We start from the raw sequence: 16,630 nt of genomic DNA, 5'->3' as shown, positions 1-16,630 counted from the left end.
GGTGGTACCCAACCTTGCCAGTCAGTTGCGATATGGATAGCCACGCCACAGGGTGACGGTGGGGTTACGAACCAGCCAGCCGCCAATTCATCCATCTGGTGTTGAAGCACATCAGGAGACTGATCACGAATAAGCTTAGGAGATACTTCAATCTTGCAGTGACTCCCTGCCCTATCTGCGGTGGTGTGGGAGTTCTTGATCAGAATGACAACGCCGAATTCGGCATTCTGCAGCAAAAACCTGAAACCAGCCTTTCCACCACGACGGAGCCGCCATAAGTGCCCCTGGTACTCAATAACAGGTCGATGCTCAGCCTCTAGCCGTTCCTCAAGTTCGTCCAGGAGGTCATGGTTCAACATGCCATTATAGAGTTGTCGAACAGTATCAATTGAGCTGTCCAAAATCCGAACTCCTGATAGGTCGATTATGTCACCCGTAGGAGCGACAAAGTTTCGCCCTGTATCGGAGTGCTCAAAGTTTTCATCAAAACGGATCAACGATTCTTTTTTCATCAGCTGCACCTGATTAACAAGGGTGTATTGCGTAGTAACAGGGTATTTCGTGTATTTATTTGAGACGTGCTACAGGGCCGTCCGGGGCGGTGCGTTCGTATGCTCAACATTTCGCCCCTCACGCACCGCCCCGGACGGGCCCAAACTGTCATTGCGAAGTACCAGGGGAACACACGTCACGGGATACGATTCACCTTGATAGACAATTTCGCCGTAGCAGCGGCCATAACCATTGAACTGATAGCCCATTTGACGCAGGTCGGATGCCAGGTATTCAACTGGATCACCATCAACCAGGACACTCAGTGAGTAATAAATCCGGTTGGGTGCCGTCACATAACCCGAGATCCACAACCTCAAACCAGAGAGGGGACCAGAGTCTATAGAACCAGCTTGACGGTCTGGGCGAGGCACCACATCACGGTTATCAGAATCATCAACCGGAACAGGAGGAACGACAGAAACGGGTACAGGAGCTTGAGAAGAGAGATCAACAGACGGATCGGGAGCAGGAGCAATTGGCTGAGCTTGCGTAGTAGTCCGAGTACCCAAGAGGATTTCATACCCTCCGGTGGCGGTTGCATAGACGAAAGCGGAAATGGCAATACCCAGCGCAAATACGATACGAGGCGATTTAAAGAGGTTAAAGCCATTAAGCGTTTGAGACGCGACACCCGTTTTTGTGGAGTCGTAGAGTCTAAAGACCAAAGGGTTAACCCGTTTATCTCGTATGACGTCAAAGTCTGAGGCGGATTGTCCGTTTTTTTGAGCATCGTGATATCCCTCTTTATAACCCCTGAACATAGGACCTAGAAGGGCCTTGTTTTTGTGCTTGTACGCGCCTTCAGTCGTCTGGCGAATGTCGTCACGTATGGATTTGATATTGGGAGCGGTTAATACAATGTCCCAGTTGAAATGTCGGTGCATCTCCCAGGCTTCGATCCAGTTTGCCGGCCTGCCATCAATGGAAGCCTGATCAGGTCCCCCTGGATAGTCGAGAGCATCCAGGTCCTTTTGACGCCACGCCTTTGGAAACATGACACCGGATTCATCAAAGAGGCACAGAGCACCCAAAGGTGCCCAGTGGAACCAGGTGGCCATCTGATAACGCCCCTGACGGGTATCGGTATCAATAAACACAACATCGAAGGAATCAGGTACATCTTGCATATGCAGGAAGGTACGTTCACGGCTGACACCCCTAATGTTCGTAACTACAACCCTGCCCGCCTTGGCTGCAGGAATGAAATAATCCGATATAACACCAGCCGTTTTAAAAGAGCCGTTTGCACCGTGGTGAATAGAAATAGACATAATTAGAACCCCGGAATAAACCTGAGAACAAAGCGAGTAACAGCGGATGAGAGAATAAAATTAATGCCTTCAGGGATACGCAAGTACGCTAGAACACTACGGGTGGGAGCATCCAAAGTGCCCCAAGCACTATCCAGATAGGATGAAATATTAAGGTCGTCAATAATGGATTGAGCCACATCCCAGGCGAAAGGAATCGCAGTAATCAAAAATCCAATATAGGCTTTAACTGACTGCTTAATAAAATAGGCGTATGCATCAACGGTGAATGTGTAAATTCCCGAATAAATCCAATCTTTAATGTCACCAAAGAATGAAATAACATCATTGAAAAATTCAAGCATGGATCACCTCAGTATAATAAGAATGCCAACAATCACGCACATAAAAAATATTGCAGCCGCCAAAACGCTCAGCTCACTACTATAATCAGACAGGCAGGTCTGACGGGTCACACCGTTCCAGTCGACTATAGGAAAACACGGCAGTGCACCACCCCCACCCGAAAGGGATAAACTAAATGTGTTTGAAATTTTAGAGCGGGTATCCGTGATAACGTCGCGTAATTTTGACCACTCCTGTTCTATCTCCTGTTCGAGCGGATCAATATCAAATCCGTCAGGTTCTCGGCCTTCGGAGTCACCTTGAGACTGATAATCGAAGGATTGACACATCAAGGTTTCAGACATACCAGGTTCAGAACAGATGGTCTTATCAGTTTCACCAGAGTCATCGCCCGATCCGTCACCGGAGTCATCGCCCGATCCGTCACCGGAGCCATCGCCCGATCCATCACCGGAGCCATCGCCCGATCCGTCACCAGAACCATCGCCCGATCCGTCACCGGAGCCATCGCCCGATCCGTCACCGGAACCATCGCCTGATCCGTCACCGGAGCCATCGCCTGATCCGTCACCGGAGCCGTCATCACCAGGACTACCACCGGTTGGGCAACTCACATTGGGGGAGACAGTGCCCGTTAACGTACCGTTTTCGTCATAGCACGGTTTAGGCGGTATCTCAGGTGCTGTATCACCATACTGATAACCGGAAACAACACGGCACGCCTGGCCCGATCCGTCATGACATTCAGACGGCGGCAACCATTGATAAACAGGTACAACTTGACAGCCATCAGCATCAACACCGTATGAACCAAGGGCATCAATATTGGGAGTGCCTGAAAAGGATGTACCAGGAGCAGGGCATTCCGGTTCAGGTTCTGAATAGCACGCATGACTTGGATCAGCAATTTGTTCAGCCGTACATGTATTCCGTTTGAATCGGACGTCAGAAAGGCTTGATGCTAATGTTTCTGATCCTGAGTAATAAAAATACGTACGATAATAGCAGTCATACCAGGCAGGAGGCGTTCCAGACGTTGAAAATTCGGGACAGCCCTCAGCAGATCGTGAAACATATTTATAAGCACCTGAGGTATACGGAGAGAAATCAGAAACAAGATTTGATAAGGCCTCCTCTGCAGTTGCTCCTTTGTAATTGCCATAATAATAAAAGAAGTCGGACGCTCTAGATGGTTGCGACAAAAAGAGCGGCAGCGAGCACAATAAGGGCAAAATAAAACGGGTGAAATAAGATTTCATTTACTAGCCCCAAAGAGTTAAATAAAAAAGGAGCCCGAAGGCCCCTTGTTAAACGTACCAGCCTAGACGGCACCCTGTAATAAACATGGATGCAGCAAAGGCACCAAGCAACAGGGACCAGATCATTAGATTCGGCGGATCAGGCCGATAATCAGACCTACACCGCAAACAGCGGCAACCGCTGCGATCACATACGTGCCGGTAGAACTGGCAGCATTACCAGCGGCCTCAATCTCGGTACCAACGGCTGTAACATCAATGGCCGCCTGGGCCTGAGCCCCCACGAATGCAGCCGCAGTGGACAGGCCATAACCAACTTTCTTGAATACATTTTTCATCGAATTTTCCTCAACTGAGAAACAACCAAACCTGTTGCTAACCCGATAGCAAACAGAGACATAAAACCCACGAAGCCGATTCCAAAGGCCTGAGGGTCGAATCCCCCATTCAGCAGTAGATCGATCTGTTGAACCGAGCCACTGCTGAACAGGTAGACATTGGGCACCAGGGTGACGCTGTCGCAGGTGGCTGCGGTGGCGTTCCAATCGGTGCAAATCAGTACATCAGCCACGATCAACAGCCTTTGATCGCGGCGGGAACAGGGAAGTCAGCCAACCAACAAGGTCATACAGAAGAAGCGCCACGAACACAGAAAGCACGTTCAAGGGCGCGATCAGAAAAAAGAGCTCTATTGCTTCAAGGCTGTTCATGCATCTATATCCCGCTTATGTGCGTCACGTGCTGTAGCTAGCCCGCTGCCTCTTGCGCCGATCGGTCGGACGTCGCTACGCGACCCCCGCCGATCCGAGGGCGCTATTCAATCAGGCAGCGTGGCCGTAACAGGGGTGGGTAATCACTTCTGAGCAACTGCCAGCTTGGCGGACTTAACGACTACCTTGCCCTTGTTGCCACCGGCCTGACTGATGGCCATAACGCAATCAAGCCTTGCAGGGAGCGATGCCCCAAGCTGGGAAAACAGGTCGTAAGGACAGGCGTATTTGATGACTTCTTTACCGGCTAGGTTTTCGCTTTCAAGCTTTTCCCCCAGGGCCATAATGCTGGCACCCTTGTTACCGTCGATTTCATAGCGGGACACCTGAAGGGCATCAATTTGTGCTGTAAATTCCATGACTTCACCTATTTGGCTGAGTTAGATTTTTCCTTTCTTGATCGTTTAGAGCGCCATTTTTCGATGCACGCTTCCAGATCAAAGGATTTTAAATACTGCTCATACTCTTGTTTTTTCTGTTCACACTTACAGGGTTTTGAACCACACAACAGGCAAAAGCCGATGTCCTTTGCCGGTACCACAAGTTGGCGGAGCCGTTTATTCATCGGTCCAGCCAATCGAATTAACGTCAGGGCTGTTAGCACTGACGCCCCCATCAGGGGTGCAGCCCTGATAAGCGGGAGAGGATTGGCAAATGCCCTGGATGGACTCTGCCAGTTGAGAAGACGTAGACAGCCAGTAGACAAACGACACTACGAGGACCGTCGAAAGCATAAGCCTGAAGATCAAGGCTGAGACGGAGCCTGCACAGAGTGCCGCTGAATCATTTTGGGATTTGTCTGTACGGATAACCGCTGCAACGGCTCCGCCTGCTACTGCTGCTGACATGACGGCACCTCTCTGCCAGGAGCAGTAGCAACAGAACCGGCCGCAAAGCCTTCAGCCAAGATGTGAGCGGAATCTATTGCCGCCACAAAACCACGCTGAAAAACATTGAAACGCGGATTGTGTGGAATCTTGTCAGGGAGAGGTCTGCCCTGCTCCAGACTCCATGCACAGAAACGAAAACCGACTTTGGTGCCGTTGAGGAAGCTCATCAGATCGACTCCTTCTCAAGCAGCTGCTGAGACAGGAGCGCAATATTAACCAGACGATGTTTGCCAATACGCTCGGATGGAAGGTAACCATTCTCGATCCAGCCACGTACTACCGACTGTTCCATTCGAATCCAGTCAGCGAATTCACGCCACGGCATGAGTGGCGGGACCGGCGTTGCGACTGGGGTAATCGGTTGTTGTTCCATGGTTGCGCCCCTATAATCGTGTGTTGTTAGGGTTTTGGTTAACTATGTTCTATGAACATATGTTGATAATACACTACCTCCCGTTTATGTATATAGAACATTTATTGGATTTTTAAATGGTCGAAAAGGCTTTAGATAGAGCATTGCTATTGCTTGAAAGAACAAGTCTTAAAGACCTGGCCGTTCCGAACAGCAAAGAATATGTACGATGGCAGAACATCAAACGGGGAAAAGCACGCCTAGGCATTGATGAAGCCGAAGCGCTATCAAAAATTTATCCACAATATGCGCTTTGGCTACTAACTGGAAACGTTGCACCTGAAGCGGGTCAAATCAGCCCAAAACTTGACCAAGTAAAGCACTCAGGCTGAAGAGCAGTAAACGCGGGCTGGCAGTCGCAAAACAAGCGATGGAGCGCTGGTTCAACAACAAGGAGGGATAAGCATGAGTAACCGATCAAGGAAAGACCAATGGCCAAATTTCTAAACACGAGCGCAACTAACTACTTTCTTGAAGAGCTTATAAAACAAGCATCTGAAAGATTGATCCTAATCAGCCCCTTCCTGCGCCTAAACGATCGAGTAAAAGAACTCCTAGAAGACAAAAACCGACTTAAAATCGATATTAGGATCGTATACGGCAAAAACGACCTACACCCGGACGAGGTTAGTTGGCTGCGCGAATTAGACTACATCAGAACCAGCTTCTGTAAAAACCTACATGCGAAATGCTATCTCAATGAAGAAAGCGCTATTATTACAAGTCTAAACCTGTACGAATTCAGCCAAATCAACAACAACGAAATGGGTATCTATCTATCCAGATCAGACGATCCAGATCTATACCGGGACACCTTTGAAGAAGCACAGCGCATCATACGAGTCAGCGATGAAGTGAGAATGTCACTTGAAAAAATAAAATCAGAAGACACCAACGCAAGCACAACCAAGCCCTCAAGTGACGAAAATACAAAAATAACATCATCAAAGTTAGCCAAGATACTGGGACTATCAACACAAGACTTCCTTAAGAAATGTATCGAAAAAGGCTATCTGCAGGAAAACGGTGATAAAACCCACATTACGGAGGCAGGAAAAAACATTGGTGGTGAATACAAATACAGCAAACGCTTCGGGTCATATTTCATATGGCCTACTGATCTAAAAGTATAAGCTTCACCCGAGCCTCTAAAGCATACTCATATCAAGGAGGATATATGAAACTAATCAAAGTATTAATGGTTCTGGCAATTTTGACCACCTCTTCCTGGGTAGCAGCAAGTTCAGATATACGGTTAAAACATGGAAAGGTGCTTATAAGAAAAGGCGACCAAATATCTGAATTGCATGAGCATATAAGACCATCAAGAAGTTACAGCGGTAAAGTATGCATGAAACCATCAAACCCGGAATGTGATAATAGAAACTACACTCACGGAAGAATCTACGAATACGATATGAAGGATAGAGGCATAACCTACATCGTTCAAACAAACGGAAATTTGATAACACACATAAAGTGGCGGAAACTAAGCTTTACCAATGCAAGGTAGGCATGGTTGATTAAAATAAACATGACAGAATTTTAAAAAAACACCCCTCCAATAATAGGAGGGCTTTAAAATTATAAAAAACAGAGAAAAAGGTTTCAAACTAAAATTGGGTGGTTCATTCTTAAAGAGATATGATCAAATATATTGAATAGAAGCGGTAACTACCTTATGACTATTTTGGATTTGTAAAAAAACACCAAGCAAAATCAAATAATTTTCACTCTTTTCTATCCGTTTTAGATAAGATTGACTTAGCACTGTCAATCGCTTCTTTTGACATTCCCAAAATGGAACTATATTCTTTTGACTCATGCTTTGAATAAATAGGACTTTTATATATTCTTGCAACAGACTGCATTATTAGTGCATCTCTATTATCTGTATTTATAATTTGTTCTGCATAAGAATTAACAGTAAGTGCTACTGCGGATTTAAAAGCATATTCCTCTTGAAAATTCCGCTCCTTAACATATTGAGAGATTGCAAAGAGAAGCAAGCCAATAGCAGGAAATGCCTTCAATGAATTCACCAATATTGCCTGCCAACTGAGATTAGAAAAATTTTCATCTCCAAATAGAACACCTATCCACAAAATCGTTCCGACAACAGCAACAGGAATGGCATACTTCCAAAATCTAATCGATGGTGATATTTCATTTTTACGCTGCTTAAATGTTTCAAAAAGTGAAGCGCCTACTTCACGACCAATCAAGTCATCTAAATATGAATTTCGATCATTAAAATAATCTACTTTAGATTCTACAAAATCCAATTTATCATTAAACGAATTAGAAAGATCACTAAAATTAGCAAGCTGATTCTGGTAAGTATCCTCTATTGTCCCAATTGTCACATTTAGATCATCAATTTTTTTCTTAAATTTATCACTATCAGATTTTATTTCTTCAACTTTTTCTAATGAACTTTTATAGTTAGAGTTTATCTTTTCAGATACTTGAGATGAAGAGTTATGAATATTGTTAATTTCATCTGTATGACTTCTTGCAGCCACCAGAAGGGCTTCGATTTCACGAAGCTCGCTTTTCTTGGATTTCAATAAGTTCTCAAGTGCCTCTTTCTGATTTTCTAATTCTTCAAAAGACTGGGCCATCCTATTTGAAACTTCCAAAAGATGGGACGATGAAAGTTCAATATTTTTTTTGCTCTCAAATAAATCTAGCTCTGAACTAGAAAAAAACTTTCTCTTGTTTTTCTCCCAAAAACCATTTAAAGCCTGATAGTGTATTAACTTATTTATAAGCTGAACACTACGATCAAAATTCATATTGCTTATTAAATTAATTAAATGCTCAAGATCAGATAAAATATTACCAGATCCGTACTCATTTCCAAAATTATATTGGATAGGGAGTGCATGAGCATAATCGGAATCAATTTCTCCTTGAAACTGACCAACAACCTTATTAAAAATATGATAATACTGCAACGCCGTATAATCACCAATCATGACGCTTTCAATATTGCTATTACCGTATTTTCTTGCCATCAGCTTTTCTAGCTCTACTGTTTTCAAGCTGTTCAGATGGATTTTAATATTTTTTATTTGATTATTATTCAAAGCAAATTCCTTTTACCAAAAAATACTATATTATTATCAGTTTTTTTATTTACCGTCCACTAAGTAGTCAGACAGGTGTCGAAAAAGTGTCGAAAACACTGCTGAGCATAGCTCTGCAACCAGCATCTTGGCACAGGCTAATGTATTGATTTTACTGATATAGCGGCACATAGCGGAACAACGAAAAGCCTCTGAATAGGGTTCGAAACCCGCCACCTCCACCAAATTCAGGAACTGCCCAGACCGTTCCAGACCACTGCAAGCCACGGAATACGCGGCTTGCAGCCGGTTACACCACTTCCCTGACGTTGTCCCGAATGGTCCAAGCTGGTCCCCAGCTCGGCACGATTTCGTCACATCTTCGTCACCGTTGACGCCGGACTCGGCTTGCGACCTTCTCAGGCAACATGGCACCCATGAATGCCACGACTTCCGTAAACAGCTATTCCTGCGCCATGAGTCGCTATGCTCTGAGCTGGCAAAGTCTTACCTGCTGACCGTTCATGAAAGCAGCTACGTTCAAGCCAACCGCAACCTGCTGGACGTAGACCAGCGCCTAACGGTTCACGACCTTAACCTGTCTGCCGACCTTGATAGCCTGAAAACCTTTTGTCGTTCCCGTGCGCTTGAATGCACCCAAGCTGCGGAGCGGGCACGGTACTCGCCAGAATCTTTCCAGGCACTCAGGGCACAGGCTGAGAAATACCGGCTCACTCCTCCACTCCCCAAGGATTTTGAAGGTGACCTCCTGCCCTGCATTAAGCGGCTGTGCAATGAGGGCTGGTGGCTGCGGAAAGTGCAGAAGCTACAGCGCCGAACCATTGAGTCGATAGCGCGGGATTTGGGACTGGTCTGTTCACAACGTTCCGCCTACTCCAGCAGCTACACAAGAGAAAGCCGCCGACGCCAAAAGGCCAAGACAGCCGAGTATCTGCAAAATACCTACATAGAAAACGATGCGGGACAACAATTCTCCCTGAAAGACCTGCACGATCGCTCGGTATCCAATCCAGCCGTGCGCCGTGCGGAACTGATGACCCGTATCAAGGGCTTCGAAATGGTCGCCCAGCATCTGGGGCACGTTGGGGAGTTCTACACCATCACCACACCGTCAAGAATGCACGCACGGTTGAAGCGTGGCGGCTCTAACACGAAGTATGACGGCACCGCACCCGATGAAGCACACAAGTACCTGACAGAGTTGTTCCGTTGTATCCGTGCCAAGCTCCACCGCAACGACCTGAACGTGTACGGCCTGCGAGTGGTAGAACCGAACCACGATGGCACACCCCACTGGCACCTGCTGCTGTTCATGCCTGCCGAACAGTGCGAGCAGGTACGCGCCATCTTCCGTGAATACTCCCTGCGCTCCGATCCTGACGAACGTGGAGCGGCCAAGCACCGATTCACCGCCAAGCGCATAGACTTGAGCCGTGGCAGTGCTGCCGGCTATGTTGCCAAGTACGTTGCCAAAAACATTGACGGCGAAAACCTCGACACCGATTTGCGCGGCCTTGATGCCAAGGACTCGGCTCGTGCCATTGATGCCTGGTCGAGTACCTACAATATTCGCCAGTTCCAGTTCATCGGCGGCCCCAGTGTGACGGTCTGGCGAGAACTCAGACGGCTGGCCCGCACAGACAATGAACGCAACGACTCAGAACTGCTGCACAGCGCCATTCAGGCGGCAGATGCCGCCGAATGGGCTGCATTCGTCATGGTTATGGGCGGTCCTATCATGCGCCGCATTCTGCGCCCTATCCAGTCCCTGTATGAACGCAAGCAGCTTGCCGATCCTGATACTGGTGAAATCCAAGAGGATGCCATCACCCGCTTTGGCGATGCGAAGGCACCGCGCCTTGTCGGACTCCTCGTGGAGGCTCAGGAGATCATTACACGATCACGACTATGGAAACTGGTCCCAAAAGGCGTACCACCACACACCTGTGAACGTAGGGGAACAGGTGTGCGGCGGTACGCCGCCTTGGACTTGTGTCAATAAGTGTACGCTGTCAAATCAAGAGAAAATGTGGCGATGAATATGAGCAGAGATTACGACATAGAAACCTTTGGTGATTGGAATCCTGAACTGAGTTTTGAACTGAATGAGGCTGTATCTCTTTTTTACAAAGAAGTTATTCGTATTCAAGATCGAGCACATCTGCCGAAGCCACCCATTGAAGTAATTGGGATCGTCTGCGGCGTTCTGACCCTAAACGACGAGATAGAAGTAATCATCAGATTTCCTAATAAGTTAGAGCAGCTTTGTAAGACAGAATTTTGCGGAGACTTCATTTTGGTGGAAAAAACATGTCTCGACGGCTAGATCCATTTCTTTACCATCTCGATGATATTGAGCAGCAGGCACGAAGGGAGCACGGCTCTTCAACAGCGGCTTATCTCGATTTTATTGTTCGAGAGTTCCTAAAGTATTGGCGTTTATTGCAGAGTGATAAACCAGCGGAATTAGAGGGCCAAGCCTGGGTACGACTCTGCTTGCTGTTCGAGCTGAAACTGAGAGAAATAGCCTACGCCCGGTTTGACCTAGAGTGGCTAATTTTCGAATACGATGGGGAGCCACTGTATAACGACAACTGCCCTCGTCCACCACCACGTAAGATTCATAGACGACACTGACCACCCGGACCGGCAGACCTGATCCGGATTAACCGTAAAGACAAGGAGAAATGACCATGGCAACAGATCAGGAAATGGAAGTTTACGATGCACTGAAAGATGTTCGGCGTTCTGTATCAGCCTTCGGCGAAATGCGTAATCTGATTCCCGAGGAGGATCAGTACGCCAGCCTAATCACGTGTCTGACTGAACGCCTTGAAGCCGACTTTGTAGCTCTGCAATCGGTTTGCTTCAAGCAGATGTCCGTCGAACGGCTGAACGCAGCACAGCAGCGCACGGAGAAGCACGCAAGCGACGATCAGCCGGATAGGCGGCCTGACACAACAGGTCTACGCGCAACAGGTTAACCGCCGGTACCTCGACCTCGAGCTTTCAAGTGCAGCGGCCCGGAGGGCGTAGCCCTCCCCCTGTTCAACCGCTTTTTTGATATCAGAATTCTTACCAGGTCGCCGTTACCTGGTTGCGTTTTGATAGCATTTTCGCAAATCGTGATTCGTCGTTGTTAGTATTTACCAACTGCTAGAGGAGAGAGTGATTCGCGACGAACCTATGGGAGGAGCAGGAAGCGAGGCGACGAAAGCAGCGCGCCCCTAAATGATATCAAAATCGATCTATTCGATCACTCCCTGGATTAATTTTGCTATCAAACTGGCTTAAGGTAATCGAACAATGTTCTCAGAGTTGCTTCCTGTCTTGCATGATTACGAATGTTTTGATAGTTTCTCTTTCAGGTGCCTGGCCTGCGCCTACCGCCCACATTTGGTAAAGCCCCCATGCAAGCGCCCCACCCCGATTTATGATATCCCTTTAATTGATCTATTAGTGGGCGATAGTTATTTAATTGAGGGCTATTATGCCAAAGCTTACACCTTCTGAACTTCGCCTTAAAAAGCTGAAGCGTCTTGCACATCATATAGTTAAGCAAGATGGTTTACCTAAACATGAGGCACTCGAACAGGTTGCTCATAGTGAGGGATTTAGCTCCTGGCGCGAACTCAAGCGTCGAATAATATTTAATTCTAATCCCAACGAAGAAAATATATCCGCACAATATTTCCACGAAACCGGTGGAAATAATGGAATCCCTCCTGAAGGGATGATCGGCGTTGAAAGAGATGAAAACGGTGAATTCATATTCAAGCATCGTGAATCACACCTTAGCTTCGTAAACCAAGATTTTAAAAACGCCTCAGATTTTCGCTCTCATATCGAAAGCAAGATACGTGAGATAATATCCAATTCAAAACAGCACTTTCTAATTGCCGTCAAAGTATATATTGATAACGATACTGCCTCATTAATAAAAAACCCTGACTCATTCTTCCCAGCAATAGTTAATAGATATGACCGTTTACATGTAATTTTACTAGAAGTTACAGATACTCCTCTAACATATGGATCATTTAACCAAAAAAGCATTTTTGAGGAATTATATGGTCCTATGCCAGGAGGTAATGAAAAGTGAAATGGAAAACTCTTGATAAATTCTCTGAAGATTCAGGGATGTCGAAAGAATCGATACGCGCCCTTAAGAAGAAAGGTACATGGCGTGAAAGGATTCATTGGACGAAAGCTGCCAACGGTCGGATTTTTATCAATGTAGTAGCGGTGGAAGCATGGATAGAAGGCAAACTGGCGTAAGAGCCAGAGGGGACAGCATCGTCCTGGACTTCAGCTACATGGGTCAGCGTTGCCGCGAAACACTCAGAGTCAAACCCACCAAGACAGCGATCAAGGAGGCCTCCCGTAAACGGGAGGCTATCCTATACCAAATCGCTATGGGAACTTTTGACTATGCTCACCACTTTCCAACCAGCAAGAACGCCCTGAAATTCGGTAGAAATAAAGGCGCCCTGGTTACGGTAGAGGAGCAGTTGAAGCAGTGGATCAAGAAAACTGAAAAGCGCTGTCAGCACAGCACTATTAGGGACTACAACAGTGCCATCTATTACCACCTGATCCCAGCCTTCGGCGATCTGACACTCGATGAGTTCAATGTGTCTTACGTCTATGAATGGTTGGATGAACTCTCGATCTCGAACAAGCGAATCAACAACGTCCTGGGACCGCTCCGACAAGCCCTCCAGGATGCTTTCTACGATGGTCTGATCGACCAAAATCCTATGGATAGATTCCGGTATCTTTCACCAGAAACCAGAGAGCCTCAGCCATTTAACCTGGACGAAATCGATAGGATACTCGCCCAGCTTGACGATCAGTGCCGTAACTTGATCCAGTTTGCCTTCTGGTCCGGCCTTCGCACATCTGAACTCATCGCCCTACGCTGGCAGGATGTAGATCTTACCGGTGGCAGGGTCCATGTACGGAAAGCCATCGTGCGCCGGCGGGAAAAATCGACAAAGACGGCTTCCGGGCTCAGATCTGTCGATCTGCAACCGAGTGCTCTAGCCGCTTTGGAAGCCCAGCTCCCTCACACAGGGAAACTAACTCGTGTTTTCCACGATCCGACGACAAACAAACCCTGGGCGGGCGACCACATCATTAGAAAGCGTGTTTGGATTCCAGCTCTTGAAGCTGCAGGAGTTTCCTATCGTAATCCTTACCAAACGCGACACACTTTCGCTTCATATCACCTATCCCAGGGCAGAAACCCCTTGTGGGTAGCCCAACAAATGGGGCATAAAGACTGGGGCATGATTCGCAAGACTTATGGACGATGGATAACGGAATGAAGAGCTACGTGTTGGCAAGCACACACGAGGTTGTGCAGTGGTACGTTTTCAACCCCTCGAGGATTCAGGATGGTTATCACTTGATTGACAAGCTCGATCTTCGAAAGGTGCCTCATGCGGGAAACAAGGATACTGCAAAGCTTTGGGCTCAAGCATTAGGACTAAAAACGTATAAGTACGTGAGGATCTGAGCAGTTACTGTTACTATCGTTGTCTCATATGGGGCGCTAATTAACCTAAGCCGTTGGAATACTGGGGAAAATGGAAGATTCGAAACCCGCCACCTCCACCAAATTGAAAAAGCTAAAAGCCTGTTTTTACAGGCTTTTTTCGTTTTTGGACCTCTCTCCTTCCCCGAAGTGTCGAAACCGTCTTTACAGCAGCGACGCTCACCAGCTATACAACTCCTTCAATGCTGAAATGGAGTTGAGCTGATCATGGACCCAAGAGTTCCGATTTCCACTGATAACATATACAAGTTTCAGGCCACATTTGGCCTCGTCATCATCATCACTGCGTTTGTTTTATTTGTCTTGAACAATCAACATGCCAACCAGAGCATCATTTCTAATCTCGAAAAGTTGCTTGTAATTGACGAATCTGCCAAACAAGCGGAAGAGCACGAAAAGCTATACAAACGACAGATAGACGTAGCCGTAAGTAACAGGACACATTACACCTACGTTATAGGGGTCATCCTTGCTATCGGGATTCTTGTTTCGTGGTCAGGCTTCACAAGGTGGTCAAAGCAAGTACAACCCTTTCATGATGACATACTCAGGCTAGAGAAAGAGAAACTTGAGCTGGAAGTAGCCGCCCTCAGGAATCAGGCAGGCTCTGATAGCCCCAACACAGGCGAGAAAAGCACCGCATCCTGAAGGTGATCAGGTGACAGGTGTGCATACCGCATTGTGACTGTTACGGCGGAGTGTCCGAGGATCTTCTGAAGTGTCAGGATATTGCCACCGTTCATCATGAAGTGACTGGCGAACGTATGTCGTAGCACATGAGCTGCCTGGCCCTTGGGTAGCTCTATCGTGGTCTTTTCCAATGCCCTGCGGAATGCACCGATTGAACTGGTGAAAGGTCCGTACGTTTTCCAATGCTGTAGTAGCCGTTGTTCCATTTCCTGAGAGATGGGCACAGTTCTAACCTTTCCGTTTTTGGTGTTACTAAAGGTCACTGCCCTATTCCGTACAGATGACGGTTTAAGGTTTTCGGCCTCTGACCAACGGGCACCCGTTGCCAGACACACCAGTACAATCAGCTCCAGGTGAGGGTTCGCCCCTGCCGATCGGGAGCGGATAACGTCGAGCAACTCCTGTATCTGATCCTGTGTTAACCAGGATAATTCTATCTGCTGCAGCTTGAGCGGTTTCACCTTGGCCAAAGGGTTTTCGTATTTCACCTGGTCCAGTGCATAGAGTTCGTTATACACCGCACGGATATACGTCAGCTCATTGTTCAGTGTCTTATCGGTAATCCCTGATTCAGAACGATTGCGACGGTCTTTCATGTACGCTGTCGGTGTCAGCTTGATAGCTGCCGGGTCCTTGAGGCGAGCCGCCATATTCATGAGCGCAGTTTTCCTGCGCACACCATCGCGCAGGGTGTGGCCGTGCAGGTCATACCAGAGTTCGACTAGCTCACTCAGCTTCCGCAGGTCCTTGGCTTTGGGTGACCACTCAGGTTCCAGGGTAACTTTCTGTTTGCACACCAGCTCAAAGCGTTTTGCATCCGCTTTCGTCTTGAGTATGCGGCGGAAACGACGCCCTTTGATCGGTTCAATATCGACCTTCCAACGACCATCGGGTAAGGAAGTAATCGCCACTATGCTGCCACCTTACTCGTTAGCCGTCGCTCCAATAGGCCCCGCTCGATCAGATCAAAGAGGTCAGCCTTTGTGAGGTCTCTGGCCTTGATATACCCCATCAGATCACGCCATAGACCGGACTTTTTTAGGCAGCTCCATGCCTTGCGAGTGGTGATATTGTTCCTGGCGTAGATCGACAAGAGGTTGCCCAGGGCAAGAGCAACGTTGCGTTCGTTCCCGATCCCAGCCGTTTTGTATTTCCGCTTGGAAATGAAGTCAGGGGCAGGTCTGCACCACTCGGTTTCTTCAAACAAAACAGTCCAGAAGGGATCAACATAAGTGCGGTTAAAGTCGAGACGAAACCGATCAAGCCCATAGGCCCAAAGGTGAGGCAAATACTGGCTGGCAGACTCATAGGTACTCATGTTGCACTTTTTGTCCTGGGTGGTGTTGTACTCGGCAAACTGCCTCAGCACAGTTTGAGAGAAACGGAACTCCAAACGCCATACGTCCTGATCCGGTTGCCAGAGAGGGGTTTTCAGATTGTGATCAATCTTGGTATTCCAGATGCCATGGAAGCAATCGATCTTGTCATGGGCAACGATCTCCCGTGACTTGTTGTACAGAGCGGCCTGCAAGCTGGAGACTGTGCCGAAGGTGTAGGACTGACCACGGCCATAGATACTGGCCACTTCTCCGGTGGTAACTTCAAGGGACTGGAACCCGTTACGATCATTTACCCGTTGGGAGCGACAGGTAAGCCGATCAACAAAGTCAGACGGTGGTACCCAACCTTGCCAGTCAGTTGCGATATGGATAGCCACGCCACAGGGTGACGGTGGGGTTACGAACCAGCCAGCCGCCAATTCATCCATCTGGTGTTGAAGCACATC

The 16,630-nt window shown here is 47.5% G+C and carries 21 protein-coding genes and 2 pseudogenes; 10 read left to right on the top strand and 13 right to left on the bottom strand.

Annotated features, from left to right (window positions below; genetic code table 11):
• The 10 genes and pseudogenes from BLV48_RS18180 to BLV48_RS18130 form a co-directional block, all read right to left on the bottom strand.
• Positions 1-512 (bottom strand): annotated as a pseudogene (locus tag BLV48_RS18180) (hypothetical protein); the annotation flags it as partial.
• A gap of 69 nt (positions 513-581) precedes the next feature.
• On the bottom strand, positions 582-1,826 hold the full coding sequence (locus BLV48_RS18175; protein ID WP_091828198.1) for a zonular occludens toxin domain-containing protein: 1,245 nt from the start codon (positions 1,824-1,826) through the stop codon (positions 582-584).
• Positions 1,827-1,828: 2 nt separating this feature from the next.
• Positions 1,829-2,170: a DUF2523 family protein gene (locus BLV48_RS18170; protein WP_091828197.1), complete on the bottom strand. Its 342-nt coding sequence runs from the start codon at positions 2,168-2,170 to the stop codon at positions 1,829-1,831.
• A 3-nt stretch (positions 2,171-2,173) separates the two neighbouring features.
• Positions 2,174-3,430 carry a hypothetical protein gene (locus BLV48_RS19080; protein ID WP_175527733.1) on the bottom strand — a complete coding sequence of 419 codons (1,257 nt, stop codon included), beginning with the start codon at positions 3,428-3,430 and terminating at the stop codon, positions 2,174-2,176.
• Positions 3,431-3,555: 125 nt separating this feature from the next.
• The gene (locus tag BLV48_RS18150) at positions 3,556-3,768 is read right to left on the bottom strand and encodes a major capsid protein (RefSeq protein WP_091828194.1); all 213 of its coding nucleotides are present in this window, start codon (positions 3,766-3,768) and stop codon (positions 3,556-3,558) included.
• The gene (locus tag BLV48_RS18145) at positions 3,765-4,001 is read right to left on the bottom strand and encodes a hypothetical protein (RefSeq protein ID WP_091828193.1); all 237 of its coding nucleotides are present in this window, start codon (positions 3,999-4,001) and stop codon (positions 3,765-3,767) included. The genes BLV48_RS18150 and BLV48_RS18145 overlap by 4 nt, the downstream gene beginning before the upstream one ends.
• Positions 3,994-4,140, bottom strand: coding sequence for a hypothetical protein (locus tag BLV48_RS19075; protein ID WP_175527732.1), 147 nt, complete (start codon positions 4,138-4,140; stop codon positions 3,994-3,996). The genes BLV48_RS18145 and BLV48_RS19075 overlap by 8 nt, the downstream gene beginning before the upstream one ends.
• Before the next feature lie 143 nt (positions 4,141-4,283).
• Positions 4,284-4,559 (bottom strand): hypothetical protein, encoded by a 276-nt coding sequence (locus tag BLV48_RS18140; protein WP_091828192.1) that lies wholly within the window; start codon positions 4,557-4,559, stop codon positions 4,284-4,286.
• Positions 4,560-5,032: 473 nt separating this feature from the next.
• Positions 5,033-5,257, bottom strand: coding sequence for a hypothetical protein (locus BLV48_RS18135; protein WP_091828191.1), 225 nt, complete (start codon positions 5,255-5,257; stop codon positions 5,033-5,035).
• Positions 5,257-5,463: a hypothetical protein gene (locus tag BLV48_RS18130; protein WP_091828190.1), complete on the bottom strand. Its 207-nt coding sequence runs from the start codon at positions 5,461-5,463 to the stop codon at positions 5,257-5,259. The genes BLV48_RS18135 and BLV48_RS18130 overlap by 1 nt, the downstream gene beginning before the upstream one ends.
• Positions 5,464-5,579: 116 nt before the next feature.
• On the opposite strand from BLV48_RS18130, the gene BLV48_RS18125 reads away from it, so the two are divergent.
• The 3 genes from BLV48_RS18125 to BLV48_RS18865 all read left to right on the top strand — a co-directional run bounded on the left by BLV48_RS18125 (position 5,580) and on the right by BLV48_RS18865 (position 7,015).
• The gene (locus BLV48_RS18125) at positions 5,580-5,834 is read left to right on the top strand and encodes a DNA-binding protein (protein ID WP_091828189.1); all 255 of its coding nucleotides are present in this window, start codon (positions 5,580-5,582) and stop codon (positions 5,832-5,834) included.
• Positions 5,835-5,933: 99 nt separating this feature from the next.
• The gene (locus BLV48_RS18120) at positions 5,934-6,635 is read left to right on the top strand and encodes a phospholipase D family protein (RefSeq protein WP_091828188.1); all 702 of its coding nucleotides are present in this window, start codon (positions 5,934-5,936) and stop codon (positions 6,633-6,635) included.
• 44 nt (positions 6,636-6,679) lie between these two features.
• Complete coding sequence (locus BLV48_RS18865) at positions 6,680-7,015, top strand: hypothetical protein (RefSeq protein ID WP_139253977.1); 336 nt, start codon at positions 6,680-6,682, stop codon at positions 7,013-7,015.
• A gap of 217 nt (positions 7,016-7,232) precedes the next feature.
• Here BLV48_RS18865 and BLV48_RS18115 read toward each other — a convergent pair whose 3' ends face one another.
• Positions 7,233-8,594 (bottom strand): hypothetical protein, encoded by a 1,362-nt coding sequence (locus tag BLV48_RS18115; protein ID WP_091828187.1) that lies wholly within the window; start codon positions 8,592-8,594, stop codon positions 7,233-7,235.
• 370 nt (positions 8,595-8,964) lie between these two features.
• On the opposite strand from BLV48_RS18115, the gene BLV48_RS18110 reads away from it, so the two are divergent.
• The 7 genes from BLV48_RS18110 to BLV48_RS18075 all read left to right on the top strand — a co-directional run bounded on the left by BLV48_RS18110 (position 8,965) and on the right by BLV48_RS18075 (position 14,802).
• A complete protein-coding gene (locus tag BLV48_RS18110; RefSeq protein ID WP_175527731.1) occupies positions 8,965-10,596 on the top strand; it encodes a replication endonuclease in 1,632 nt (543 codons plus the stop codon).
• Positions 10,597-10,623: 27 nt separating this feature from the next.
• Positions 10,624-10,920: a hypothetical protein gene (locus BLV48_RS18105; protein WP_217633060.1), complete on the top strand. Its 297-nt coding sequence runs from the start codon at positions 10,624-10,626 to the stop codon at positions 10,918-10,920.
• 367 nt (positions 10,921-11,287) lie between these two features.
• Positions 11,288-11,578, top strand: coding sequence for a hypothetical protein (locus tag BLV48_RS18100; protein WP_091828185.1), 291 nt, complete (start codon positions 11,288-11,290; stop codon positions 11,576-11,578).
• A gap of 506 nt (positions 11,579-12,084) precedes the next feature.
• Entirely contained in the window at positions 12,085-12,696 is a 612-nt protein-coding gene (locus BLV48_RS18095; protein WP_091828184.1) for a hypothetical protein, read from the top strand.
• A complete protein-coding gene (locus BLV48_RS18090) occupies positions 12,693-12,872 on the top strand; it encodes a hypothetical protein (protein WP_091828183.1) in 180 nt (59 codons plus the stop codon). Before BLV48_RS18095 ends, BLV48_RS18090 begins: the two co-directional genes overlap by 4 nt.
• On the top strand, positions 12,848-13,924 hold the full coding sequence (locus BLV48_RS18085; RefSeq protein WP_091828182.1) for a site-specific integrase: 1,077 nt from the start codon (positions 12,848-12,850) through the stop codon (positions 13,922-13,924). Before BLV48_RS18090 ends, BLV48_RS18085 begins: the two co-directional genes overlap by 25 nt.
• 437 nt (positions 13,925-14,361) lie before the next feature.
• Positions 14,362-14,802: a hypothetical protein gene (locus tag BLV48_RS18075; RefSeq protein ID WP_091828180.1), complete on the top strand. Its 441-nt coding sequence runs from the start codon at positions 14,362-14,364 to the stop codon at positions 14,800-14,802.
• On the opposite strand, the gene BLV48_RS18070 is transcribed toward BLV48_RS18075, so the two are convergent.
• Together BLV48_RS18070 and BLV48_RS19070 are read right to left on the bottom strand one after the other, a co-directional pair.
• Positions 14,751-15,755, bottom strand: coding sequence for a phage integrase (locus tag BLV48_RS18070; protein WP_091828179.1), 1,005 nt, complete (start codon positions 15,753-15,755; stop codon positions 14,751-14,753). The two genes, BLV48_RS18075 and BLV48_RS18070, sit on opposite strands and share 52 nt — an antisense overlap.
• Positions 15,755-16,630 (bottom strand): annotated as a pseudogene (locus BLV48_RS19070) (hypothetical protein); the annotation flags it as partial. The gene BLV48_RS18070 and the pseudogene BLV48_RS19070, both read right to left, overlap by 1 nt.

The sequence above is a fragment of the Marinobacterium iners DSM 11526 genome (assembly GCF_900107855.1).
Taxonomy (GTDB): domain Bacteria; phylum Pseudomonadota; class Gammaproteobacteria; order Pseudomonadales; family Balneatricaceae; genus Marinobacterium; species Marinobacterium iners.
Note: the sequence above shows the minus strand (reverse complement) of the source record. Positions and strands in the feature narration are given on the sequence as shown.